Origin of the sequence: Rhizobium herbae, assembly GCF_019511375.1 — a bacterium.
Taxonomy (GTDB): Bacteria; Pseudomonadota; Alphaproteobacteria; order Rhizobiales; family Rhizobiaceae; genus Pararhizobium; species Pararhizobium herbae_A.
Map to the genome: position 1 here is coordinate 249,864 of NZ_JAEUAO010000003.1, position 22,947 is coordinate 272,810.

18 protein-coding genes and 2 pseudogenes are annotated in these 22,947 nt (G+C 58.0%); 5 read left to right on the top strand and 15 right to left on the bottom strand.

The window, feature by feature from the left end; translation table 11 throughout:
- Positions 1 to 232: 232 nt before the first annotated feature.
- Genes rfbA through rfbC form a run of 4 tightly spaced genes read right to left on the bottom strand, consistent with a single transcriptional unit; the run spans position 233 to position 3,733 of the window.
- Complete coding sequence (rfbA, locus tag JNB71_RS14230) at positions 233 to 1,117, bottom strand: glucose-1-phosphate thymidylyltransferase RfbA (RefSeq protein ID WP_220372465.1); 885 nt, start codon at positions 1,115 to 1,117, stop codon at positions 233 to 235.
- Between the two features lie 16 nt (positions 1,118 to 1,133).
- Positions 1,134 to 2,045, bottom strand: coding sequence for a dTDP-4-dehydrorhamnose reductase (gene rfbD, locus JNB71_RS14235; RefSeq protein ID WP_220372466.1), 912 nt, complete (start codon positions 2,043 to 2,045; stop codon positions 1,134 to 1,136).
- Positions 2,042 to 3,109 carry a dTDP-glucose 4,6-dehydratase gene (gene rfbB / locus JNB71_RS14240; RefSeq protein ID WP_220372467.1) on the bottom strand — a complete coding sequence of 356 codons (1,068 nt, stop codon included), beginning with the start codon at positions 3,107 to 3,109 and terminating at the stop codon, positions 2,042 to 2,044. Before rfbB ends, rfbD begins: the two co-directional genes overlap by 4 nt.
- A gap of 54 nt (positions 3,110 to 3,163) precedes the next feature.
- Positions 3,164 to 3,733 (bottom strand): dTDP-4-dehydrorhamnose 3,5-epimerase, encoded by a 570-nt coding sequence (gene rfbC, locus JNB71_RS14245; RefSeq protein WP_220372468.1) that lies wholly within the window; start codon positions 3,731 to 3,733, stop codon positions 3,164 to 3,166.
- Positions 3,734 to 3,953: 220 nt separating this feature from the next.
- On the opposite strand from rfbC, the gene JNB71_RS14250 reads away from it, so the two are divergent.
- The 3 genes from JNB71_RS14250 (at position 3,954) to JNB71_RS14260 (ending at position 6,626) form a co-directional block, all read left to right on the top strand.
- On the top strand, positions 3,954 to 4,691 hold the full coding sequence (locus JNB71_RS14250; protein WP_220372469.1) for a hypothetical protein: 738 nt from the start codon (positions 3,954 to 3,956) through the stop codon (positions 4,689 to 4,691).
- A 24-nt stretch (positions 4,692 to 4,715) separates the two neighbouring features.
- Entirely contained in the window at positions 4,716 to 5,798 is a 1,083-nt protein-coding gene (locus JNB71_RS14255) for a GSCFA domain-containing protein (RefSeq protein WP_223215854.1), read from the top strand.
- Between the two features lie 117 nt (positions 5,799 to 5,915).
- Positions 5,916 to 6,626 (top strand): hypothetical protein, encoded by a 711-nt coding sequence (locus tag JNB71_RS14260; protein WP_220372470.1) that lies wholly within the window; start codon positions 5,916 to 5,918, stop codon positions 6,624 to 6,626.
- Between the two features lie 207 nt (positions 6,627 to 6,833).
- Here JNB71_RS14260 and JNB71_RS14265 read toward each other — a convergent pair whose 3' ends face one another.
- Positions 6,834 to 7,166, bottom strand: a complete 333-nt coding sequence (locus JNB71_RS14265; protein ID WP_220372471.1) for a hypothetical protein — start codon at positions 7,164 to 7,166, stop codon at positions 6,834 to 6,836.
- A 78-nt stretch (positions 7,167 to 7,244) separates the two neighbouring features.
- On the opposite strand from JNB71_RS14265, the gene JNB71_RS14270 reads away from it, so the two are divergent.
- Together JNB71_RS14270 and JNB71_RS14275 are read left to right on the top strand one after the other, a co-directional pair.
- Positions 7,245 to 8,780 carry a putative nucleotide-diphospho-sugar transferase gene (locus JNB71_RS14270; RefSeq protein ID WP_220372472.1) on the top strand — a complete coding sequence of 512 codons (1,536 nt, stop codon included), beginning with the start codon at positions 7,245 to 7,247 and terminating at the stop codon, positions 8,778 to 8,780.
- A complete protein-coding gene (locus JNB71_RS14275; RefSeq protein ID WP_220372473.1) occupies positions 8,777 to 9,553 on the top strand; it encodes a polysaccharide pyruvyl transferase family protein in 777 nt (258 codons plus the stop codon). Before JNB71_RS14270 ends, JNB71_RS14275 begins: the two co-directional genes overlap by 4 nt.
- On the opposite strand, the gene JNB71_RS14280 is transcribed toward JNB71_RS14275, so the two are convergent.
- The 10 genes and pseudogenes from JNB71_RS14280 to JNB71_RS14320 form a co-directional block, all read right to left on the bottom strand.
- Positions 9,548 to 10,573 carry a hypothetical protein gene (locus tag JNB71_RS14280; protein ID WP_220372474.1) on the bottom strand — a complete coding sequence of 342 codons (1,026 nt, stop codon included), beginning with the start codon at positions 10,571 to 10,573 and terminating at the stop codon, positions 9,548 to 9,550. The two genes, JNB71_RS14275 and JNB71_RS14280, sit on opposite strands and share 6 nt — an antisense overlap.
- 144 nt (positions 10,574 to 10,717) lie before the next feature.
- On the bottom strand, positions 10,718 to 12,934 hold the full coding sequence (locus JNB71_RS14285) for a glycosyltransferase family protein (RefSeq protein ID WP_220372475.1): 2,217 nt from the start codon (positions 12,932 to 12,934) through the stop codon (positions 10,718 to 10,720).
- Positions 12,934 to 14,448, bottom strand: coding sequence for a hypothetical protein (locus JNB71_RS14290; RefSeq protein WP_220372476.1), 1,515 nt, complete (start codon positions 14,446 to 14,448; stop codon positions 12,934 to 12,936). The genes JNB71_RS14285 and JNB71_RS14290 overlap by 1 nt, the downstream gene beginning before the upstream one ends.
- Positions 14,445 to 16,904: a tetratricopeptide repeat protein gene (locus JNB71_RS14295; protein ID WP_220372477.1), complete on the bottom strand. Its 2,460-nt coding sequence runs from the start codon at positions 16,902 to 16,904 to the stop codon at positions 14,445 to 14,447. The genes JNB71_RS14290 and JNB71_RS14295 overlap by 4 nt, the downstream gene beginning before the upstream one ends.
- A gap of 249 nt (positions 16,905 to 17,153) precedes the next feature.
- Positions 17,154 to 18,299, bottom strand: a complete 1,146-nt coding sequence (locus tag JNB71_RS14300) for an NAD-dependent epimerase/dehydratase family protein (RefSeq protein WP_220372478.1) — start codon at positions 18,297 to 18,299, stop codon at positions 17,154 to 17,156.
- A gap of 19 nt (positions 18,300 to 18,318) precedes the next feature.
- Positions 18,319 to 19,014 (bottom strand): glycosyltransferase, encoded by a 696-nt coding sequence (locus JNB71_RS14305; protein ID WP_220372479.1) that lies wholly within the window; start codon positions 19,012 to 19,014, stop codon positions 18,319 to 18,321.
- A 333-nt stretch (positions 19,015 to 19,347) separates the two neighbouring features.
- Positions 19,348 to 19,478: pseudogene (locus tag JNB71_RS24450) on the bottom strand (IS5/IS1182 family transposase); the annotation flags it as partial.
- A 110-nt stretch (positions 19,479 to 19,588) separates the two neighbouring features.
- Positions 19,589 to 19,735, bottom strand: a complete 147-nt coding sequence (locus JNB71_RS24455; protein ID WP_223215855.1) for a hypothetical protein — start codon at positions 19,733 to 19,735, stop codon at positions 19,589 to 19,591.
- Between the two features lie 185 nt (positions 19,736 to 19,920).
- A pseudogene (locus JNB71_RS14315) lies at positions 19,921 to 21,265 on the bottom strand (SLC13 family permease).
- 92 nt (positions 21,266 to 21,357) lie between these two features.
- Positions 21,358 to 22,872, bottom strand: coding sequence for a malonate--CoA ligase (locus JNB71_RS14320; protein WP_220372480.1), 1,515 nt, complete (start codon positions 22,870 to 22,872; stop codon positions 21,358 to 21,360).
- Positions 22,873 to 22,947 lie beyond the last annotated feature (75 nt).

A 22,947-nucleotide genomic window follows, 5' to 3' on the forward strand; every position in this document is an offset into this window, starting at 1 on the left:
GTAATGATTGGCTAGAGGGCGAAACAACTGACGCGCGAGAGCGTCACAGTCGTGCGCAACGACCGTTCTGCCGACATGTAATCGAGATGCACTTCGGAAGCCGAAAGGAGCAAACAATATCAACGCGAGATACCCCCCCCGCGCAAAGGCTTTTACGCCTGCGAAGAACTCCAAACCGGCATCCGCTCGGTCCCTCGCGATGTGGTGGTCTGGCAGTGAACGCGTCGCGAGGTCATCGAAGTTTTGGGGTCTGCGTGTACACCTTCTGCATCAGGTACTGGCCATAGGTGCTTTTGCCGTGCTTCTTGGCGATTTGCAGCAGCTCTTCCCGGGATATGAAGCCCCGAATGAACGCGATCTCCTCTGGGCAGGAGATTTTGAACCCTTGGCGGCGCTCGAGAGTCGCAACGAAGTTTCCCGCCTCCAGCAGGCTGTCGGGGGTGCCCGTATCGAGCCATGCGTAACCGCGGCCCATGAGTTCGACGCTGAGTTTTCCCCGCTCCAGATAGGTGCGGTTAACGTCAGTGATCTCAAGTTCGCCGCGCGCCGACGGCTTCAAGTTGGCCGCAATCTCGACAACGTCGGAATCGTAGAAATAAAGGCCCGTCACCGCCCAGTTCGACTTCGGTACAGCGGGCTTTTCCTCTATCGAAACCGCCTTCATGTCCTTGTCGAAGTCGACCACGCCATACCGCTCCGGATCGTTGACGTGATAGGCGAAGACGGTTGCGCCCTGCGCGCGGCGGACGGCGCTCTCAAACAGCTCGGTAATGCCGTGTCCGTAGAAGATGTTATCGCCCAGAATCAAACATGAAGGGTCCGAGCCGACGAAATCGGCACCGATGATATAGGCCTGCGCCAGGCCGTCCGGCGAGGGCTGTTCGGCGTAGGATAGCTCGATACCCCATTGTGTCCCGTCGCCCAGAAGCCTCTGGAAGTGCGGCAGGTCGTGCGGTGTCGAAATTATCAGGATCTGTCTGATCCCTGCCAGCATCAGCGTCGACAGCGGATAGTAGATCATTGGCTTGTCATAGACAGGCATAAGCTGCTTGGATGTCACCAGTGTCATCGGATGTAGTCTGGTGCCACTGCCGCCTGCGAGGATAATACCCTTCATGACTTTACGTCTCCGGTCAAATTGAAGCTGCGAGCGGCTGTACGACGCGGGTCACTACAGTCTTGGTCGAATGCGCCCAGTCGGGCATCCGTACGCCGTGAACCGCAGCGAGCTTGGTGCAATCGAGCTGCGAGTTGGCGGGGCGCCGGGCGGGAGTGGGATATTCACTTGCCGGGATGCGTCCAACCGCTGCAACCGGCCCACCGAGGTCCGCAGAGATCCGAAAAATCTCTTCCGCGAAATCGGCCCAGCTGGCTCGCCCAGAATTTGTCAAATGGAAGACGCCTCTGAGTTCGGGCGACCCGCTTGCCAGGAGATTTCGGGCGATCGCAATCACCGCATCGGCGATGTCGAGCGCCGAGGTCGGCGTACCAAACTGGTCGGCAACGACATTCACGCTGTCGCGGCTTTCGCCCAGCCGGAGCATGGTCTTCAGAAAATTTTTCCCGAACGGGCTGTGCACCCAGGCAGTGCGCAAAATCACGTGATTATCGGTTGCCGCTGCAACAGATTCCTCGCCAGCCAGCTTGGTGCGTCCATAGGCGCTGACGGGAGCGACAGGATCGGTCTCGACATAGGCGGACATCTTGCTACCGTCGAAGACATAATCTGTGGAAAGGTGGATGACCGGGATCTGCAATGCCTGTGCGGCCTCGGCGATCACACCTGCGGCCTGCGCGTTGATGATCCTTGCCAATTCCTCCTCGGCCTCTGCCTGGTCGACGGCCGTGTAGGCCGCGGCCGAGACAATGAGATCAGGCCGGGCGCTCTTGATCACGGTTGCAAGCGATGCGGGAGCGCTCAGATCAAATTCCGGCCGGCCGGCGACCAGGATGTCAATGTCGTTGTGAAGGGCGGTCCGTTCCAGAAGCGAACGCACCACCTGCCCCTCGCGCCCCGTGACCAGAAGCCGTTTTCGCGCCGTCATAGCGAGCTCTTTTGTGCGGGATCCAGCAATCCGAGACGTGAACCGTCATAGCCGTGGCGCAACGGCTCCCACCACCACCGGTTCTCCAGATACCATTTGACCGTCTTTTCGATGCCGCTGTCGAAATCTTCCTCGGCCTTCCACCCAAGTTCGTTCTCGAGTCGGGTCGCGTCGATGGCGTAGCGCGCATCGTGCCCGGGGCGGTCGGTAACATAGGTGATCAGACGCGCGTGCGGCGCACCTTGCGGATGATGGATATCCATCAGTTCGCAGATGCGGGTGACAACATCGATATTGCGCCGCTCGTTGCGGCCGCCGACATTGTAGGTCTCACCGATCGCGCCGCGTTCGGCGATCAGGTCCAGCGCCCTTGCATGATCCTCGACATAGAGCCAATCGCGAATATTGGCGCCGTTGCCGTAGACAGGAAGCGGCTTGCCTTCGAGCGCATTGAGAATAACGAGCGGAATGAGCTTTTCCGGGAAGTGATGCGGCCCGTAATTGTTCGAACAGTTTGATACCACGACCGGCAGGCCATAGGTGCGCGCCCACGCCTTGGCAAGATGGTCGGACGCGGCCTTGGAGGCCGAATAGGGCGAGCTTGGATCGTAAGGCGTGGTCTCGGTGAACAGACCTTCGTCGCCGAGCGAACCGTACACCTCGTCGGTGGATACGTGAAGGAAGCGGAAGGCGTCGCGCCGTGACCCCTCCAGCGATTGCCAGTAGAGACGGGCGCAATCCAGCATCGTAAACGTGCCAACCACATTGGTTTGCACGAAGTCGCCGGCTCCCGTGATCGACCGATCGACATGGCTTTCCGCGGCCAGATGCATCACGCGGTCGGGGCGGAAGCTGTCAAACGCCTCGGCGATCGCCTGCCGGTCGCAAATGTCGGCCTGCAGGAAGCGATGGTTGGATTGGTTGTCCAGGCTGGAAAGGGACGTCAACGTGCCCGCGTAAGTCAGCTTGTCGACCGTCAGGACTTCGTAGCCCTTGTTCAGGACGAGATGGCGAACGACGGCTGAACCTATGAAGCCAGCCCCTCCGGTAACAAGCACACGCATTTGATTGCCTATCTGGAAATTGAAAGATCTACCGGCTTCTGCAGCCCAAGAGGGTTAGATTGGCTTCTGATATGTAAAATATGCATCCAGCCCGAGAAACCCCGGCTGGTTTTTATCCTTGGCGGAAAGGACCGCTTTTCCGGCAGTCACAGGCCAGTCAATACCCAATTCCGGGTCGTCCCAGCGCAATCCGCGGTCATGCTCGGCGCTATAATAGTCCGTAACCTTATAGCTGACTTTCGTCATCGGCTCCAATGTGCAAAAGCCGTGGGCAAATCCGACGGGAACCCATAGCTGGTGACCATTCTCGGCCGTCAGTTCGGCAGAAACATGCTTGCCATACGTCGGTGAGCCGACACGAATATCGACAGCGACATCAAGAATTGCGCCGGCAATACAGCTGACAAGCTTTCCCTGCGCGTGTGGCAACAGCTGGAAATGAAGACCGCGAACGGTGCCGACGTCGGCCGAAAGCGACTGATTATCCTGGACGAAGCGAACTGGGCCTGCCTGTTCTTCGAACAGCGATTGGCGGAACGTTTCCATGAAATATCCGCGCGCATCGCCAAATTTCCTGGGCTTGACGAGAAGCACGTCGGGAATGTCGAAACGTTCAAATATCAAGAGTGGCGCCTTTCAGAGGACGAACGATGCACCGTCTGTTACAGCCAGTCATTGTGCATGGCAATTAAAACTTAGCCAAAATTGGATACACCGAAGGCTTGGACCCCGCTGGCAAAATGCTGTAACGAGGCCTTTGAAGTCTTGTATGCTGACCCATGTTTCGCTTGCCGACCTTTGTCGGCGCGGCCTAAGGTCAGTCGAGCGCCTTTGGGAGTGGGAAATGACGAAGCGTAAGGTGTTGATCGTTGGGGACAGTCATGTCTATGCGATCAAGGCCGCCGCGGATGCAATTGCCGGTCATACGGGAGAGTTCGAATTTGTTGCGCTGCGGCTGAGCACGGAAAAAAACAGTACAAAGATCGGTGACATCGATCTGCCCGACCTGCTGATTGCAGCTGCTGACCTGCGCGGCGATGATGCCTTGGTCACAACGCTCCGCGGCAACGAATACAACATCATGGGGCTCATGCGCCATCCGCGGCCGTTCGATATCATGATCCCGGGTTTCGCCGATTTGCCGGAGGATACCTACGAGGAGCTGATCCCCTATGCGACCGCTTATTCGTTCATGTTTGGCAACCTTAAGCGAGGCCATGGCAGACAGCTTTGCCGTATTGCAAAGGCATCTGCTGCTCCGATGTTTTGTCTTTCGGCGCCAGCGCCCAAGGAAGATGAAGCGCATATCCTGGGAGGTGCGGACACATATTTCCGAAAAGCCGGAATCGCGGATATTGGCGTGTCACCCGCCCCCTTGCGCCTGAAGCTTTGGGAATTGCAAGACAGGGCCCTGGCAAAGTTTTGCTCCGAGGCGAGAGTAACCTTGCTATCTAATCCGCCGGGCACGCGCGACGCCGGCGGTTATCTTGATCGCGCCTACTATGCGGGCGATGCCACCCACGCCAATGCCGCCTATGGCGCCCTCGTTCTGGATCAAATCGCAGCAATGCTGACGAACTGACCACAAGTTGCAGAAAGATCAGTAATGACCAAATTGGAACATCCCTACCGTCAGCTTCCAGATAACGCCTTTTGGCGACGAGCCGTGGCTGCTCCGGACATGGGGAATGTGGACCCCGTGAGCAGGTTTGCGCTCAAAATCGGGCCGCAAACTCGAGTCGCTACCGCGGGAAGCTGTTTCGCCCAGCACATTGCGCGTCACCTCAAGGCTTCAGGTTTCAACTACTACGTAGCGGAAGCGGGTCACCCGCTGATCTCAGAGGAAATCAGGACTGCGCACAATTACGGCACGTTCTCCGGGCGCTATGGAAATATTTATACAGCCAGACAATTGAAGCAGTTGATCGAGCGCGCCGAAGGGCAATTCAGCCCGGTCGAAGTGCCATGGATCGATGCGGACGGCACCGTGCGCGACCCGTTTCGGCCCGCAGTCCAGCCGGGCAATTTCGCCTCGGCGGCCGAAATGGAAGCGGACCGGAGGATGCATCTCAAGGCCGTAAAGCGGATGTTCGAGACCCTGGACGTTTTCGTCTTCACCCTCGGGCTGACGGAATGCTGGCGCTCCCGCGAAGACGGAGCTGTATTTCCTCTCTGCCCCGGGGTCGAGGGCGGAACCTTCGATCCGGACCGGTACGAGTTCTACAATCAAACGGTCGGCGACGTCATCGCCGACATGGAAAGCGTGATCGCGTATATCGCTCGGATCAACCCGCAGGCGCAAATCGTGTTGACCGTCTCGCCGGTGCCGCTGATGGCGACGGCTGCTGCCGACGAACATGTGTTGACGGCAACCACCTACTCCAAATCCGTGCTTCGCGTGGCAGCGCAGGAACTAACGAATGGACATCGGAACGTTCACTATTTCCCGTCCTTCGAGATCATTACGGGCGCATATAATCGCGGGCGCTACTACGCCGAGGATCTCCGCAACGTGACGGAGGAAGGTGTATCGCATGTGATGCGTCTGTTCCTAAAACATGCTGCCAGCCTTGAGGGCGAAATACCGCGTCAGGTGGAGACCGCCGAACCCAATCGTTCTGCGTTCGAACTGGCGGCCGCCCGCTTCGTCGAAGTCGAATGCGACGAGGCCGCGCTGGACCGGGGATAACACCCGCATCAGAGTCGGCGATATGCCACAACTGGGCGGCTTCGGCCGCCACGCTTTGACAAGCAGTTGCGGTTCAACCCGCCAACTGCTACCTGCATCCGGGTTTAGGGGAGCACAATGGAACGAAAGATACTGGTACTCGGTTCCAGCCACACTGCGGCGATAGCCAAGGCTGCGACTGACTTGGACGATTTCCGCGCGGCTTGGGTTAAAAATCCCAAACGCGATGATGGTCCCGGAGATATCACCGTTCCCCAAGCAATCGAAAATGCGGCAGCAACAGGACCATCCGATATTATCGCGATCACCTGGATGGGAACCTATCACAATATCTTTGGCCTGATCCAACATGAGCAGCCCTTTGATTTTTTCGAACCCGGCAACCGCGTGGAACCGGATTTGACGCGAGAGATAGTCCCTTACTCCACCCTCCACCAACAATTCGCGGCCACCGTTAGCACCGACACGTTCACTCGCAAAATCACACAAGCAACGACGGCCAAGGTCGTGGTGCTGGCAACGCCCCCTGTAAAAGGAGACAATGATTTCATTCGTTCGAAATTGAAAAACTATCGGGGCCACAACGTTGAGGAATCTGGCGTAACACCGGCTGCAATACGCGCAAAGCTCTGGCGTCTGGAAATGCTTTGCCTCGCCGCGCATTGCGCCAAGAGCAGACTGGAATTTATCCCTGCGCCGAAAGAGGCTATTACAATCGACGGTTTTTTGCGCGCTGACCTTTATGGTGGCGATGCCACACACGCCAATGCGGATTACGGAGCGATGGTTATCAATCAACTGTGCCAGCTACGGGATCAACGCACTTAAGCCGGCTTAAAACAGCGCAATGCCACGCGTTCTCGGGCGCAAACCAACTGTTTGGGCATGCTCACTGCGAGACTGTCGGCAACGGCTCTCTTGGCGCAATAGCTGCGCTGAGATTGACACCAAATTGCGCTGTGTTAAGGAGTGCCAGCATAAAAAGGGCGCCCCGAAAGTGTCCAGGACTTACAGGACGCGGCATTGCAAAATACGTCATCTCCCCCTTGGATCGCGGTTTTCGGGCTTCCTTTCGAAGCTATGCCGAAGTTCAATGATCTGATCCGAAGAGCCATCCCGGAAAATCTTCCATTCTTCGACGATCAGCCGCTCTCTCGCATGGTCCAACGACCGGAACTCCAGCAGTCCGGTGCCCTTTCGTCCTTCCCCGGAAACATGTCGAGCGTTGGCAAGGTGATCGATGTCAGGCAGGATGTGCGCGTAATCGTTCTGCTCGAGGACCCTCGAACCCTGCTTGTGAGCAAGGTCGGCCGAACGCATAGCAATTACCGCTATTCGTTTGATCATTGCCTCCACATCGCCGACCACGGTGTCGCCACCCTAAGCGAGCCAGGGCTTCTACATATCGCAGCGCTACTACGCGGAATCGCGAAGCGTAACCCGTCAATGCTTATTGTCAGGCATAGCGAACTTCTGCGGTCGCCCGATAAGGTGATCGACGATCTGCGCTCCTTCATTTGTGGCGCTGAGGTAACCAAACTCAATACGGCGGCGGTCGATCCACCCTCTTTCGCTGATCTGCCGCAAGCGTCTGCGGAACGGCTCGTCCGACAGTTTCGTCTGACGCCGGAACTGTTTGATGTCGTTCAAGGCTGGGGCTACGGCGCGGAGCGTTCGTGGTTCGATCAGCTCGCAGCCAGGACGCCGCGCGCGTTTGACGACAGGCCGGGGACGATTGTCGCCTACTATACCCGCGGCACGCGATACGAACGAGAAGCGACGAGGTTGATGAGCTCGCTTGCCAATCTCGGGCTGCCGGTGGCCTTGTCCGCGGTCGACGACACCGGGGACTGGCTCGGCAATGTACGTCGCAAGCCGCATTTTCTCGCTGCCCGGCGACGCGAACTCACTGGACCGCTGCTTTATCTCGACGTCGATGCCGTCGTTCACGCCGACCCCTGGCCCTACCTCAGAGGCTATGATGGGGATTGCGCTGTAGCCGGACATCACGGTGTGAATTTCATCAGTGGAACCATTCTCATCAATGATACGGACGGCGCGCAGGCTTTTCTGGACCGTTGGTGTGCCGATCAGGATACTAAGCCCGAAGCCTGGGACCAGCACAGCCTGCATGACGTCGTGTTGGCCAACCTGCAGGGCGCTGCTCCCGGCTTCGCAGTCGATTTCCTGCCGCCTGAAATGTGCCGCGTGTTCGACCGGACCTATTCGCCACCCGTCATCCCGGTCATAGAGCATCTTCAGGCGAGCCGGGAGACAAGCGTCGCCAGCGGCACCGAACAGGCGTTGACGCTGTTGCAACGCCGCCGCGCCCGCATTTCGGAGATCGATGAGGCGCTCGGTCTCGGCCGATCCGATGACGATGACGCGGAGAACCGCGCGTTTCGCGACCTGGCGCCTGCCGAGCGCAGGGCACGAACCGAGAACCTGGTGCGCGGCCGCACGAGCGATTTCGAGAGATGGTCCAACAGGAACAATCTTCTGGCATCATGGTCCGAGCGCGCAAAGATTGTGGCCGCTCTTGTCAGTCCGCCGAGCGGCGTCCTGGATCTCGGCTGCGGCAAGATGGATTTGGAGAAATTCCTGGAAAGCGGCATCACCTATCAGCCCTCAGACATCGTCGCGCGAGACGAACGGACAATCGTATGTGATCTGAACAATGGTGAGATACCAGACATTGATGCAAACGTCGTGACCATGCTCGGTGTTCTGGAATACATCTATGAGCCGGCAAAACTGCTGGAGAAGCTTGCGGCGCGGTGGTCCCGTCTTATCGCAACCTATTGTCCAGCAGATCTTGACGCGGGGCGCGATCGTGCCGCTCATGGCTGGCTCAACGCCCTGACGTCGGCGGCGCTCGTATCGACCGCCGTCGCAGCCGGCTTCGACCTGACGGCTATCTTACCAAGCACAGATAGGCGAGAGCGCGTCTATGTCTTCGACGCTCGCCGGACCGCGCCATGACGGCTTCCAATATTTTCCGCCGCGATGCGACCAACGTTGGCGACTGGCACTGCGCGCCAGTCCGCTATTTTTCGCTGCCGGCGGGCGAGGCCGACATTCTGGACAGTGAAAAGTTGACGCTCGCTCCCCATGTCGTCGTCGGCGGCGGTGGCTTGATCGCAAAGACGTTTCACCCCCATATGGAAAGACTCGCGGCTCGGAGAGCCGAGGCGCGCACACTCGTCGCATGGGGCATAGGCGAGTCGGAGAATGTCGATCGCAGTGGTGGTTTCGTGCAGCCCTACGATGGCGACTTTCCAGCTTATCTCGATGCCTTCGATCTCGTCGGTGTACGCGATTTTGGCACACGCCATCGCTGGGTACCGTGCGTAAGCTGCATGTCCGACATTTTCGATGCGGAGTATCCCGTGAATACCGAGATCTGCGTCTATGAGCACAAGAGAATTCCACTGCCGATAGGCGACTTTCCGCGCCTGACCAATGCGGGAGACGATCTGGGTGCGGTCGTCCGCTTCCTCGGCTCAGCGGAGATCGTCATCACGAACTCCTATCACGGCGCCTATTGGGCCACCCTCCTCGGGCGGCGGGTCGTCGTCATCCCGGCCATGTCGAAAGTCTACAGGTTCGCACATCCCCCCGTCATCTGCCGCCTGGAAAGCTGGAAAAAATTCGTAGATCTCGCGCAGTCCTATCCGGCCGCGCTCGATGAGTGCCGCAACGCCAATCGCCAATTTTTCAAAGACGTCGCAGCGTTGCAATCCGCCCGATCATAGCCCCGTTACGGGCGGCGGAAGGTGTTCAGTCGCCTGTTGGTTGCGCATGTATTTGCCAAGCACTTTGCCGTAGGTATCGGGATCGTCGTAACGAATCGCGTTTTTGAAAAACGTGTGGAGGAACGCCGCCATCGTTTCCGTGCTTACACGCTCGTTCTCAAGTGCCTGAATGGCATCGGCATCGGGTGCAGACCGCAAGTGAACGTTGGAGTATTCCGCATTCCCGAAATGCACGACCGTCTTGCCATGGAGCATGGCTTCGAAACCAACACCGGAGTTGACCATAAAGACCCGCTCTGCGCCGGCAAGGCAGGTGTGTATGGAGGTATCATCGACCCAGGTCGCAGCCTTGCTGTCTTCGGTCATCGCCTTGAACAAAGCCATCGCCTTCCGATTTGCCGGATGACCTTTAACCAAAAGTTTGCGTCCTCTCCTCTCGGCATAAGCTATGACGGCGGCCAAGGCTTCTTCCACGGTCACCTTGGAATGGTATTGAATTGTCTCGTCGTGCGGCACCTGGCAGACAAAGAGAAGATAATCAGCGGCCGACAGATGCTGGCTCGACGGTGGCTGCGAGAAGACGGATTGATTGGCATCGATTCGTTTCTGTAACTCACGATAGAACGACAGAGTTTCCCGTGTGAATTCCGGCTCCACCGGCAGGAAGGAAAGTGAGGCACCCCATCCCGAATGATCTACGGTCAGAAATTCCGGAATAGGGGTAGTTTTATAGTAAAGAGTATTGGGCCCTATGGGGAATTGACTAGCCAACTTGTGGGGAAAAAAGACCAGATCGAACGATTTGGCGGCTTTTTGCAGCTGTTCGAGTTCGAATTGCCAAAGGGGCCTTTTGTCCGAACTGACTTCCCAGCCACATGCTTTGAAGTGATTTTCGAGGTTGTCGATAAAAGTCCCAAACAATGACAACACGTTGTTTAAAGGGGCGCCTTCTTCAGCAGGGACTGTCCCACGCTTGAATGAGCAATCCAATCTGGGCCGTGCCACCAGTACTCGCGCCATCTTTTAGGTCCTTCCGCCCACCGATGAGGGTCTTTCCAAACGTCAGTGACGGTATTCCGTGGAAGGGATCCATTTGGAGCCTTCTCCGGCCCTCGGGAGGGAAGAGACGCGCAACATTTCACAGACGTGAAGGTCTACTCTCGGCTATGCAACTTTGCCAAATCCGACCTTTTTCAGTGCTTCCGCTTCAGCGAAGAAGGACAGCACCTGCTCGCGCAGAGCATCGGTGGAATACTCATTCGTCAATCTGAGTTGCGCCTTGTGGACTTGTCTATAGCGCAAATCCGGGTCGCTCGTCAAAAGATTGAGCGCTGCCAGCCATTCCTCATGCGTATCGGCAAGCAGCCCACACCCATCCGCGGAACATTCGTCGTACACAGTGTTACGGCTCGCAACCACAGCAATCCCTACAGACGTATATTCAACCCATTTGGTGTTCGATTTCACAACGTTGAACGGCGTACGAACGAGCGGGCAGATCCCGATGTCCCATTCGAGTTCCGCGAAAGATTCCATGAATTTTCCGTAGTCGCTGATGGGCGCGCATTTCGTAACACGATCGCCGAATTCGTCAAACGCACTCAGTTTCGGAATAGAACCGAACAGTTCGAAATTCACTGCGGGATTCTCACGGAGGAATTGAACGATGGCCGGCGTGATCATCTCAAGATTATGAGCATGGTCAGCTGAAGCCATGTAGCCCATTTTAAGGACCGGTTTCTTCTTGGCTGGCACGATGACGCTGCCCGACGCGTATATTTTCCCGGCATTCAGAGGAGCCCGTGCCCCCTGCTCCACCAGCCTCTTCCGTAGATTCGGGTTAGAGCAATAAACGAGATCCGAGGTATCAAGCAGATGCCGAACCGCTGCCAGACGCTTGGGATCATTGTGATAAGCGTGCTTGGCCTCTCCAAGTTCAATCGGGATATTCAGCAGATCGTCGTCGATATGGAAGATAACGGGAATGCCATTCTCGCGCGCCCGGGCCGTCAGATAGTCGGCATGAGGACCGCTATAGCGGCAGAACACCATCAATGTCGGTTTGAAGGCCGCCAACCGCTCGTCTAACCACTGCTGAACCGCGTTGCCATTCACGTTGGATCCGAAGTGATCCTTTATCTGCGCCTCGGTCAGAATCTCGGTCTCTATCGTTTCAGCCTCAACCAAGGGCAATAGCGGTTTCACGAAACTGAGCTGAAGCGTCGGGATGAAGGCATTGGCAACGAAAAGGATACGGCGTTCAGCGGCGGGCGGCGCTGGTGGCCGACGCAGAGTGGGCGCCACCCGGCGGGCCGCCGACCAGAGAAGCGCGGCAAAACGTCTGTACACTTCGCCGCGGTTGGTCAGCATCTTTTGCTGTTCCAGAAATCCAGCCTGCCGTTCGATGAAGCGCTCGGGATGAGCCAGGGCCTCCCTTTCAAATTCAAGCCAGTCCGAAAGATCGCTGACGGTTGTCAATCCCTGATAGTTGTCCGCATCCATGATGCCTGTTCCCTCGCGCCAGACGGCGGTCGGAATACCGGCCAGCACCATATCGATCAGTACGGAGGACGGCGCCGATAGGCCATACGCGTAGCGGGACAAATTCACCTTGTAGATGGGGTTATTGTTGAGAATAACGTTCTGCGGCAGGAAGACATCGTTTTTGACCACATACTGGCCACCAGGATGCGGCCTCAAGACCACCTGTTTGTCGTCTTGCTGAAGGGTTTCGCAGAACTGCCCGAATAGATCGACAAAATCGGCCTTGAAATTGCCCGCGATATTAAGCCTGACCGAATGCAGGTTTTCGCAGACTATCCCTCTTGCCTCGCGCCCCTGCCGGGCAGGCTGCTGCAGCACGGCCGTCGGCCCCGTCACGCAAAGCTTGTTGCGCTGCGAGGGGGCCAGCGCCGTCAGGCGCTCCGGTTCGGACCAACCGCAAACGATATCCGCCGCAAACGTTATTTCCCGGCCATGGGCGAGATCGTGGTCGCGGCTTTGCAGGAAACCGACGCATTCGAAACCATGCTGCAACGTGATTGCCACGAACGACGGCGGTTTCAGGCGGAAGATGTTATGAACGATGCGATGGCCGGAAAGATTGGATTCGCTGGCGGCTACGATCACACCGGCGAGACCCTGCAAGATCTGCAGGGCATGGCCCTCGGTCTCGACGAAGTCGATGGTGGCGCCGACCATTTCGGCTATTTCGCCAATTTCCGCCTGCCAGCGACTATCTTTGTCCCGCTTGGCAAAATCGCGCGTGAGGAGAAAACGCGTATCAAGGCCGAGATCCCGCGCGGCGATAAAGGCAAGAGGCCGCAAAATATTGACGTCTTGAAGCAGGTTGACGAGCAGAACGACACAAGGATTGGACATCAATGGGCTCCAAGACGCGCGGATGAAATCGGCCAGGGCAGCCGCCAGTTTTCGGAAAAGACACAGGAAACGTCCGGAAACAATTCCTCCATGGCCTGTCGGATTGTTGACATCACGGACGAATACGCCGCCAGCTTTCCCGCCGACGATCCGCTATCGACGAGTTCCCTTCCCCTGCAGACCAGGAAGGGAAAGTCTTCCTGTCCGATTTTCCGGTACTCAAAGTCCACGACCTTGCCGTATGGCACAGCTTTGGCGGCCGTTGTTGGGGCAAGCAGTTTGCCGGCATCCTCCGACACTAGAAGATCAAGGCCGGTGCGCTGCTCGTTCCAGTCAAAGCGCAGATCAAAATTTACCTTGAGGGGCGTCAGAGGGCTGGCGATGGACAGCGCTCCCATTCGCTTGGCAAATTTATGTGCCGACGATGAACTTTCGACACCATGAATGAGAGCAATCGACGGCCCGGGCGACAGCACACTTGGAGCTATTTTTCCGTGGACGATGGTCTCCAGGAAGGATCCCAGCCCCCGCGCCTCCACGGCGGGATCCGCGTGAGTGCGCAAGAGGAGATCTAGAGGCATGAGCGTTTCGGCCCGCACCCGCGGCCGGCCGGCTTTCAGATCGCTCACGAGTTTTGCGGCATCGCGATAAATGAAGTCGGCAAACGGCTTATAGAGGGGAAAGCCGGCCGACAGCACCTGATTGCCGGAACAAAGCGCCGTGACGGCCCGGTTCAACGATTTCGCGACGCTGAAATTCTGGGCAGAGACGGGCAGGAAAACGACATGTGTCTGGGCAAGCAGCTTTTGCTCTTCGGCTTCATCCCACTCGTGGATCTCATACGGCACTGGTATTGCGCGCAACGCAGCCAGAGCGTCACCCGTCATGGCGCGGCGATTGGTCAGAATGTTGAGATGGACATCAAAGCCCCTCCCCTGCAGGTCTGCCAATTCATCGGCAAACGCCGCAAGATCGGCGAGACCTACAGGGAAATAGGGATTATCACCCATCCCGTACCAAGCGACGTTCAGCACACCGTTTGCCCACAGAGCCGCGTGCTTCCTTGCCAGATGCTGGCGCTGGGTCCTGATGTCATAGCGGCCAAACGGGTCATTCATCACATGGACCGGCAGACCTGGGGCATATTGTGCGGCGACGCGCTGCATAACGGGCGTTGAACAGAGGACGAAATCCGCGCATGCCAGGCAACCGATCAGCCAACCACGCAACCGCTGAAAACGACTATCTTTCTGCTCACTGAAATAGTCGTCGAATAGATCGACGCCAATAATCTTGCCGCTTGTCGCGACCGTCTGTGCGACAACCAGCGCTGCGGCATCAAAGCATTTGCTCAGCAGATAGACCTCATGCTCAATCTTTTTGAAATTTTCGATGGGCAGCAGCGTCAAGCTGTGGCCGGCCGCCGCAAGAGCGGCCGTCATCCGTGTATAACGAATCCTGGCTCCTGCCTGACTGAGGTAGTTTTCGCTCGGAACAATGACGCAGATCTTCACGCCAGAAGCCTCTCTATCTTGAGCGAAAGCCGACTGGCCTCGTCGATGGTGGGAAGGAACTGCGAAGCTGGTTGAACGCGAACCACGACGTCTTCTGCCGAGGGAAGCAGGCTTGCCGAAACCGCCGTTGTGATCACATGAGACCGTCCCTCGGCCATCGACCTCGTCCAGAAGGGGGTAGCAAGTTCCTCCTGACCCGCGCGTTGCCCGACGAACCCTCCTATGCGCTGCCATTCTTGCTTGTCGACCATAAAGAGGCGACTGGAATTGAAAGCCGCCGGCCAGACCGCATGCGGCAAACTCAAGAGGATATCGCCGCTCCCGAACATGGCTTCAGTACCAGCAGCCGCCGCAAACGGAAAATAGCCTGATGACACCAAACCAAGCCTGGTTGTCTTGTTGATGTTCTGCGGTCCAATAAGAATACAGCTCGCCGAAGAGACCCCCGGAATCGTCATAAGGGACGCCAGTGCGTGTATGGCGACGGGATCGTGCAGCAGGACAGTCTCGCCAATAACGAGGATCAGCTCGCCATCAGCGTGCGCAGCGGCCCGATTGAGGCACGCTCCTTCATTCTCGTCTTCCGGGCAGTCGATAAAATGACCGCGCGAAGGAAAGAAGCGTTGAAGAAGCACCCGTACACCGCTGGCATGACGCTCGCCGCCGGCTACCAAGACCTGAAGACCATCTGTACCTTGCTGCAGGCTCAGAGCCTCGAGCATTGCAGCCAGGGCTTTTTCGTCGCCGGAGAAATTATGTACGACAGAAACGGTTGATGTGAAAATCCGTTCGGGAACACCCGCCTGTCGACTGGCCGTGACGCCAAGGGGCAGGGGGGCCAAAAGCTGCGCATCATCCGGGCTTCCAAGACGACAAAAGCGAATAGCGGCCACGGGTGGAGTGACGTCGACGACCCCAGCGAAAGATCCATCCGAGTCTTCTCCAAGCTCAAGAATCGGGAACTTCTGGACACCCTGAGTTTGCCCACCTGCGGCAATCGAGGGTGGAGACAGTACGTACTTTGGCAGACCGTCGACGACCGATGCCAGGACAAAGGGGGCGGCGTACGACCCTGCCCTTCCTTGCCAACCGGCTAGGAGGGAGTGCAAGGATGGCACTGCATCGGCTGACAGTCGCAAACGGACATTCCGGCCTCCTGGGGCCGCCAAGGGCTCGCAGCCTATTGCTGAAGTCAGATAGTGCACCACCTCTCTGTCCATGGCCTGAGGGACCTGGCCAATAACGATCGAGAAGCCCAGCACTTGACGGAGCCAAAACTGCAGAGACCTCTCGAAAATGCGTTCCGTCCCGGTTGCAGCCTCCAGATCGACTTCAATGCGCCGTGTACTTGGACGTCCCCCAGGCTTCAAAGCCGCTTGCAACAAGCGGCTGCTGACGTCCTCCAGTGACCCAAGATAAGGGGTGCCACCTCCGGTACTCAGCAACTCGCCGAAATGCAAACCGCCCCGGCAAAGCGAAGGATATGGGAGGAGCGCGAAAGAAATGAGCTCGGCATCTTCCGTGCAAACGGCAAATCCGAGAGGAAAATACGGATTGGCCGTCGTTACATCCACGAAAGTCGCAATATCGGCAGGTATCGGTTGTTCCGCCAGCAGCCGCAACCGCTGAAGATCGGCGGGATCATATTGAAAGCAGCGCAGTACGACAAACGCACTATGACTTGCACGGTTGAAGCGTAACCGAAGAGTCCGGCTGTTGACGAACCAGATATCAGCCAGATCGGCGCCTGAATCATTGCCGAAAATCAACGGCACGCCCGTTTCCCGCTGCCCCGGCGGGGCGGAAAGGAGTTCTGGAAAGGCTGCCTCATTGTCCACAGAGACAACATCGTCGGCGGTATTCGGGTGGCTGATTGCATGAAATGCCCGCATGGCCCGAACAATAGCTGCCGCGTGCATGACCTCTGAAGATATTGAACCGACGGCGTGACCTGAAAGACGCAATATCGACGTGCCGGCCAGCCCGGAACGCTCTTCGGGCCGCAACCAGGATGAGGGAAGATCCCTCGCATGGAAACGAAACTCAAGCGGCTCATCGGCTTCGCAGGGCGCTTCGCTCGGCACGGTCGACGAAGGACGCGCTTGTTCTTCCCCGTTTTCTCTCTTTGCCAGCTCCGAGCGCGTAACACCCAGGAAAAATGTGGCATCCGCATTGTCGGGTTCGATCTCCAGGGCACGCAGATAGGACCGCTCTGCCTGCTCAAGCTGGCCGGTTTCACGAAGGCCGTGCCCAAGCTGGATCCAAATGGGCGCTAGGTTCGGCGAGAGGGCAAGCGCTTTCTGGTAGTGCCCGATGGCTTCGGGCCAAGCCTTGCGGGCATTGTGGGCGTCCCCTTGGGAAACGTGGAACGTAACGGGATCGCGCGGGTTCCCTTTGTCGAGGCGCCAGGAACGTATCCGCTTTGTAAGTTGCCGCCTTATACGGTTTAAAGTCACGTTTTCGAACCTTCCAGACGAACCACGTCAGCCATTCAGACGCAAACGGCTATTTCAATAAAGCTCAAATAAACAGTCATTTTGCAAATCTATGGCAACAGCAAGATCGATCATATCTGTCCGTTTTCGACAGAGCAGCCATGCAGTTCCCAAAAAATTTCTTAAATGAGCGTCAGCGGTGAAAAATTAAAACGGTACGAGCGGCAAGTTTTTAACCAAGACCGGCATGACACCTATCGGCCGGTGGTTCTAACCCATCATCTTTCGCCTTGCCAGCTCTTCGTTTGCTCGCCCAAGCTGATCTTCCGGCAATGGTTGCTTGCTGACCCATGCTGCAAAACGCCTCAAACCGTCCGCAAGGGTAACAGCCGGCACGCGACCGAGTCGTTCACCCAGACGGCGTATATCAGCCACATTATGCCTTATATCCCCCAGTCGGAACTGCCCTGTTACCCGAATATTCTCTGGCGTCTCAAACGCATGGCAGAGCGCGCGTGCGATATCGATCACCGGCGTGGCTACACCGGAACCAACATTGATCACACAGTTCGCGGGCGTCTTCGCCTCGACGGCTGCAAGGAAGGCCGCGGCGACATCCGATACGTGAACAAAGTCACGACTTTCCAGGCCATCCTCGAAGATCGGCAACTCCAGGCCGCGGCGAATGCGTGTGGAGAAAATGGACAGTATGCCGGTGTAAGGGTTGTTCAGCGATTGTCCCTCGCCATACACGTTTTGAAGCCGGAGTATGGTGTGGCCGATTCCGGCACTTTCGGACGCAATCCTGACGAGGTCCTCCTGCATTAGTTTGGTGGCCGCGTAGATCGAGGCCGGCGCGGTGCGGTCATCTTCCCGCGTTGGGACCACACTTAGAGCGGTTCCCGTTGTCGGACATACCGGCTCCCACCGACCCGCCCGCAACGCGTCCGCCGTCCTGGAAGACGGCGTAATGCGCGGACCATCATTCGCACCCGCCGAGACGTAGGCTCCCTCGCCATAGACGGATCGCGAAGACGCCAGGATGACACGCCCGACATCGGGTGCGGCGCCGTTTGCAATAAGGTGCATGAGAAGCGCTGTACCCTGCACGTTTTCCCGGCAGTAGCGGTCGATTTCGTACATCGACTGCCCCGTTCCGGTCTCCGCGGAAAGGTGCACGACGGCGGTGATCCCCTCAAGAGCTGCCTTCAGCTCGGCTTCGCTCGTGACGGAGCCTCGCACGAACTCGACCCCTGGAGTGCTCGCAAGCCAGTCAAGCGCAGGTCCCGTCAACATCCCATGTATCTGTGGTGCCAGCGTGTCCAGGACACGCACGCGGTTGCCTGCTGCAGCAAGCTGCGGAACAAGATGGGAACCGATAAACCCAGCGCCACCGGTAACGAGCACGGTTTGCATTTGCGACCAGGCCCTGCTCTTACCGATCCGCCGAAGCCGAGTACATATCGCGTTCCGCCGTCCACAGGTCTGCGTAATCGACGTTCTGCCAGTTCTCGAACCAAGGACCGCCATTGGTATAGTGGATTGCGGCAGGCGTTTCGTCGCGACGAGGATACTCGCCCTCGAGGAAATTCCATTCGAGCGGGAGAGCACCGATCAGGTTGTCATCCGAAAGCCATTGGAAACGATGCAGGAACGCCGGGGCTGCGTTGTTTACAACTTCAGGTGTCAACGCCTTCACTTCGGGATGGGCGTTGTTGAACAGAATGAAGGACGACCAGTTCTTGCGTGGGTAGACGCTCTGTTGCTTGCCATCCATCTTGACCGTATTTGCCGGCGTGTAGTCGTGCTGAACCACGTAGACCGCCTTATCACGGCTGGCATGCTTCAAAACGTCGCGGACGTCACGCGTGAACAGAAAATCGCAATCGACGAAGATCGTCCATCCATCATGCGCTCCCAGATAGGGAGTGAGGAACCGCGTGATGGAGAATTCAGTTGAAGCGGCGTCAGCGCCGCGGGTGTAAAGCCCCAGTTCGCGCAGTGTCGTCAGCTTGAGCGGGTAGATTTCGGTGTCGGGACCGCTGTGGCGCAGCACGGAATGGCGGCAAACCTGCCAAGCAATGTCTTCGCGGCTGTCATATCCGACAAAAATTTTCAGATGATCACTCATGAAAAACTATTCCTTTTGCATTTCGTTCCACCGATAACTTGGCTTCTCTTCGAAGCGCGCTCCTGAATGCGCACGGTCAGTGGTATCTATCGAAGCGGATTTAAACGTCTCTGTGCTGCATTGCAAGCAGGGCCGCCTCTGCATTGCAACTCAGCATCCGTGGAGGCAGCCCGTCATGGTTGTCAAGATAAAAACGCGTGAAAAACTCAAGTTATCGCACCGCTGCATTGCGCGTGTCGCTCTGGGGTCACGCCGCGAGGTGATCTGGGCGTCACGCTTCTCGTCCAGATGATGTTTTATCAGGTCCGCACCCAGCACTCGATTGCCAACTCCCGCCCGCAGACTCAGGGTCGTGTGATCGGGAACGTCGATCTATTTGCAGCGAGGAGACCCTCGACCTGGCGCAGGCGCCGGCGGAACACCATGTTCAGCATCCAGGCGGTCTCGATAGCGAGATCGGGATAGTATCGGCAAGGGGCGAAAGCTGAGCAGAGAGGGCGCCGAGGTTAAACGGCGCCCTTAACGAAGTTCGCAGTTTACTCGTGTGTCGTTCCTTCAAATTCCAAAACGCCGCCTATTGGAATTTTGTATTTCCGGCCGTCGAACTGGTAAGCTGAAGGGCTTTGACCGAATAGACGTCGGATCCTTCCTTGGTGTTCGTGCTGATGCCGTCGAAGAACAGCGGGTTTTTCCAGCCGTCCATGTTGGAGGCGACTTGCATCAGCTCCTCGCGGGTCGGCTGCTTGAGCTTTTCCAGACGGAATGAGCGCGTCGCCGATCGCGTAGCCCGTTTAGCCGATCGTATTGGGCGAAGGCGAAGTTTACTTTGGCCGACTTGATGGCAAGCTGGTCGCAAGCGTGCCGAAGAGGACTCGGCACGCATTTTGGTTGGCAACGGGCCCGCTGTCAGACCAGACCTGACACCACGAACACCAGCCAGGCGACGATCGGGCCGATGATGGCGATCAGGGCGCTGTAGATCAGCAACTGCCGCAGCACTTGCTCTCGCCGGTCATCCGGCGCATTGGCGACGACATGGGCGCCGTTAGTGGGGAATGGGCTTGTATCGACAATCGTCGTCGAGATCGCGATCGCCGCCACCACGCCGATGGCGCTGACGTGGCCCTGCAGGAGAAAGGGAACGGCAAGCGGGATGATGGCGCCAAGCAGCGCGGTCGAGGATGCAAAGGCGGAGACGATGGCGCCCGTGAAGCAAAGCAGGAGCGCCACCAACAGCGACATGCCGAGGCTGGAGATGGCACCCGCCACATAGTCGACCGTCCCGGCCTTCTCCATGACGCGACATAAGTGAGGATGCCGGCGATCAGCAGCACGGTCGACCAGCTGACCTTGTCGATTGCAGCCTTCTGCGTCGTCGGCGACAGCAGCGCAAGCGCGACGGCTACGGTCATGGCGACGAGGCCGACGTTGAACTTGAACACCAGCGCGCCGATGCCGAGCGCCGTCAGGCCGACCAAGGTGATCATTCTCTGGTTGTTCAGGCGCAACTTCTTGGCCGTATCCGCCGCCGTCCCGTAGGCATGCTCCCGGATCGGTTTGGCGCGGGTGCCGCCATGGCCCCTGATCGACGCCGATACGCCCTCTGGGTGCAGCTCCGGCAAGGGGCCGGGCGATGCGGTTTGCTTTTTCATCACCCGCGCGCCACCGGAGACGAAGAAGACCAGGACGGCGATCGCCAGGTTGAAGAAGAAGCTGGACAGGAACAGCGACGTCGGAGCGAAAGGCAGGCCGGCCTTCTCGACGATCTGGTTGTGATGCCGCCATAAATGCTGATCGGCGAAAAACCGCCCGCCTGCGCGCCGTGGATCACCATCAGGCTCATCATCACCGGGTGAATGCGGTACCGCACAGCAAAGCTTAATGCCACCGGTGCAAGGATAGCGACCGCGGCAGGCCCAAGAGCACCGAAACCGGTGATTACAGCGGCGACGAGGAACATCACCCAGGGAATGAGGCCGATCCGCCCACGCACCAGGCGAACCGCACATTCGACGAACCGGTCGATCGTGCCGTTGATCTGCGCGATGGCAAACAGGTAGGTGACGGCGACCAGCGTCAGAAAAAGATCACTCGGGAAGCCGGCGAAATATATCGCTGGTTTCATCCCGATGATCAGGGAGCCGAGCACGAATGCGCCGGCAAATGCCAGAGCCCCCATGTTGATCGGCTGGATCGTCGCGATAATGAACATAGCGACGAGAAAGCCTATGGACAGTAGTTCGATATTCACCATTCCCCTGCCTCCGACGCTCCCGCGCCGTAGTTGTTGTTTCGAGATTGCTCCGGAATCTCACGCCGCTCCTCCCAGAGGACGCGTTCGCCTTACGCCCTTGCGTATAGATCGGCGTATTGCTGCCGCAGGACGTTCTTCTGGACCTTGCCCATCGTGTTGCGCGGCAGGTCGTCAGCGAAAATGATGCGCTTTGGCTGCTTGTAGCGCGCAAGACGGTTCTGAAGTGCTCCGACGATGGTCCTTTCATCGACGCTCGCGCCGGGCTTGCGCACGACGATGGCCGTCACGCCTTCGCCGAAGTCAGGATGCGGCACGCCGATGACAGCGCTCTCGACCACCCCGTCGATCTGGTCGATCTCACCCTCGACCTCTTTCGGATAGATGTTGTAACCGCCCGAAATCACCAGATCCTTCCCGCGACCGACAATATGGACATAACCATCCCGATCGATCTTGCCGAGATCGCCGCTGATGAAGAAACCGTCGGCGGTGAATTCGGCCGCGGTCTTCTCCGGCATGCGCCAGTAGCCCTTGAAGACGTTCGGGCCCTTGATCTCTATCATCCCGATTTCCTCAGCACCGAGCTTGCGGCCGGTGGCGGGATCGGTGACCCGCACGGTTATGCCCGGCAAGGGGAAGCCGACGGTTCCAGCAATCCGTTTCCCCTCATAGGGGTTCGACGTATTCATGTTGGTTTCCGTCATGCCGTAGCGCTCGAGGATCGCATGACCCGTGCGTGCCTGGAATTCGGTATGGGTTTCGGCCAGCAGCGGCGCCGATCCGGAAATGAACAGGCGGATGCTGGCAGCCGCCTCTTTGTCGAGGCGCTGACTTTGCAGGAGACGCACGTAGAAGGTCGGCACGCCCATCAGCATCGTCGCCCGCGGCATCAATGACACCACCTCGTCGGCGTCGAATTTCGACATGAGGAACATCGAGGCGCCGGCAAGCAGCGTGACATTGGTGGCAACGAACAGCCCGTGCGTATGGAAGATCGGCAAGGCATGGATCAACCGATCACCGGCGGTGACGCGCCAGTAGTCGCGCAAGGTCAGGGCATTCGAGAGCAGGTTCCCATGCGTGAGCATCGCCCCCTTGGAGCGTCCCGTCGTTCCGGACGTATAGAGGATGGCAGCCAGGTCATCCGCGGAGTGCGAGGCATCGACAAAGTCGGTCGTCTCGTCGCGGGCGAGATCAAGCAGCGAGCCGCTGCCATCGGCGTCCAGCGTTTCGACGATTGCGCCATGCGCCTTCGCCATTTCCTCGATTCCAGCCCTGGCGGAGGGTGCTGCGACCACCAGGCGCGGCTCCGCATCACCGATAAAATAATCGAGTTCTGCCAGCGTATAGGCCGTGTTGAGCGGCAGGTAGACCGCGCCGCTTCGAAGGCAGGCAAGATAGAGGATCAAGGCTTCGGCACTTTTCTCAACCTGCACCGCCACCCGGTCGCCGGGGCGAATGCCGAGCGTGTCCATGGCGCTGGCGACGCGGCCGGAAAGTGCGAGCGCGTCGTTGTAGGTCCATATGCGCGCGCCGGGGATCAGGATGAACGGTGCGTCTGCGGGCGCGGCAGCCCTTATCGCGTCGAACAGATGGTTGCTCACTTTCGCCCTCCTCCAAGCGTTGAGTTCATGATGTGCACGAACGGACGTCAACCATTGTGTATACAAGAACTGCAT

Coding starts and splice junctions, on each gene's coding strand:
- JNB71_RS14255 (WP_223215854.1), top strand. CDS start 4,716: ATGACCAAATTGGAACATCCCTACCGTCAGCTTCCAGATAACGCCTTT.
- JNB71_RS14275 (WP_220372473.1), top strand. CDS start 8,777: ATGACGGCTTCCAATATTTTCCGCCGCGATGCGACCAACGTTGGCGAC.
- JNB71_RS14300 (WP_220372478.1), bottom strand. CDS start 18,299: ATGCAAACCGTGCTCGTTACCGGTGGCGCTGGGTTTATCGGTTCCCAT.
- JNB71_RS14270 (WP_220372472.1), top strand. CDS start 7,245: ATGCTTATTGTCAGGCATAGCGAACTTCTGCGGTCGCCCGATAAGGTG.
- JNB71_RS14260 (WP_220372470.1), top strand. CDS start 5,916: ATGGAACGAAAGATACTGGTACTCGGTTCCAGCCACACTGCGGCGATA.
- JNB71_RS14305 (WP_220372479.1), bottom strand. CDS start 19,014: ATGAGTGATCATCTGAAAATTTTTGTCGGATATGACAGCCGCGAAGAC.
- JNB71_RS14280 (WP_220372474.1), bottom strand. CDS start 10,573: ATGGCGCGAGTACTGGTGGCACGGCCCAGATTGGATTGCTCATTCAAG.
- rfbD (WP_220372466.1), bottom strand. CDS start 2,045: ATGACGGCGCGAAAACGGCTTCTGGTCACGGGGCGCGAGGGGCAGGTG.
- rfbA (WP_220372465.1), bottom strand. CDS start 1,117: ATGAAGGGTATTATCCTCGCAGGCGGCAGTGGCACCAGACTACATCCG.
- JNB71_RS14285 (WP_220372475.1), bottom strand. CDS start 12,934: ATGTCCAATCCTTGTGTCGTTCTGCTCGTCAACCTGCTTCAAGACGTC.
- JNB71_RS14250 (WP_220372469.1), top strand. CDS start 3,954: ATGACGAAGCGTAAGGTGTTGATCGTTGGGGACAGTCATGTCTATGCG.
- rfbB (WP_220372467.1), bottom strand. CDS start 3,109: ATGCGTGTGCTTGTTACCGGAGGGGCTGGCTTCATAGGTTCAGCCGTC.
- JNB71_RS24455 (WP_223215855.1), bottom strand. CDS start 19,735: ATGCAAGTCGCCTCCAACATGGACGGCTGGAAAAACCCGCTGTTCTTC.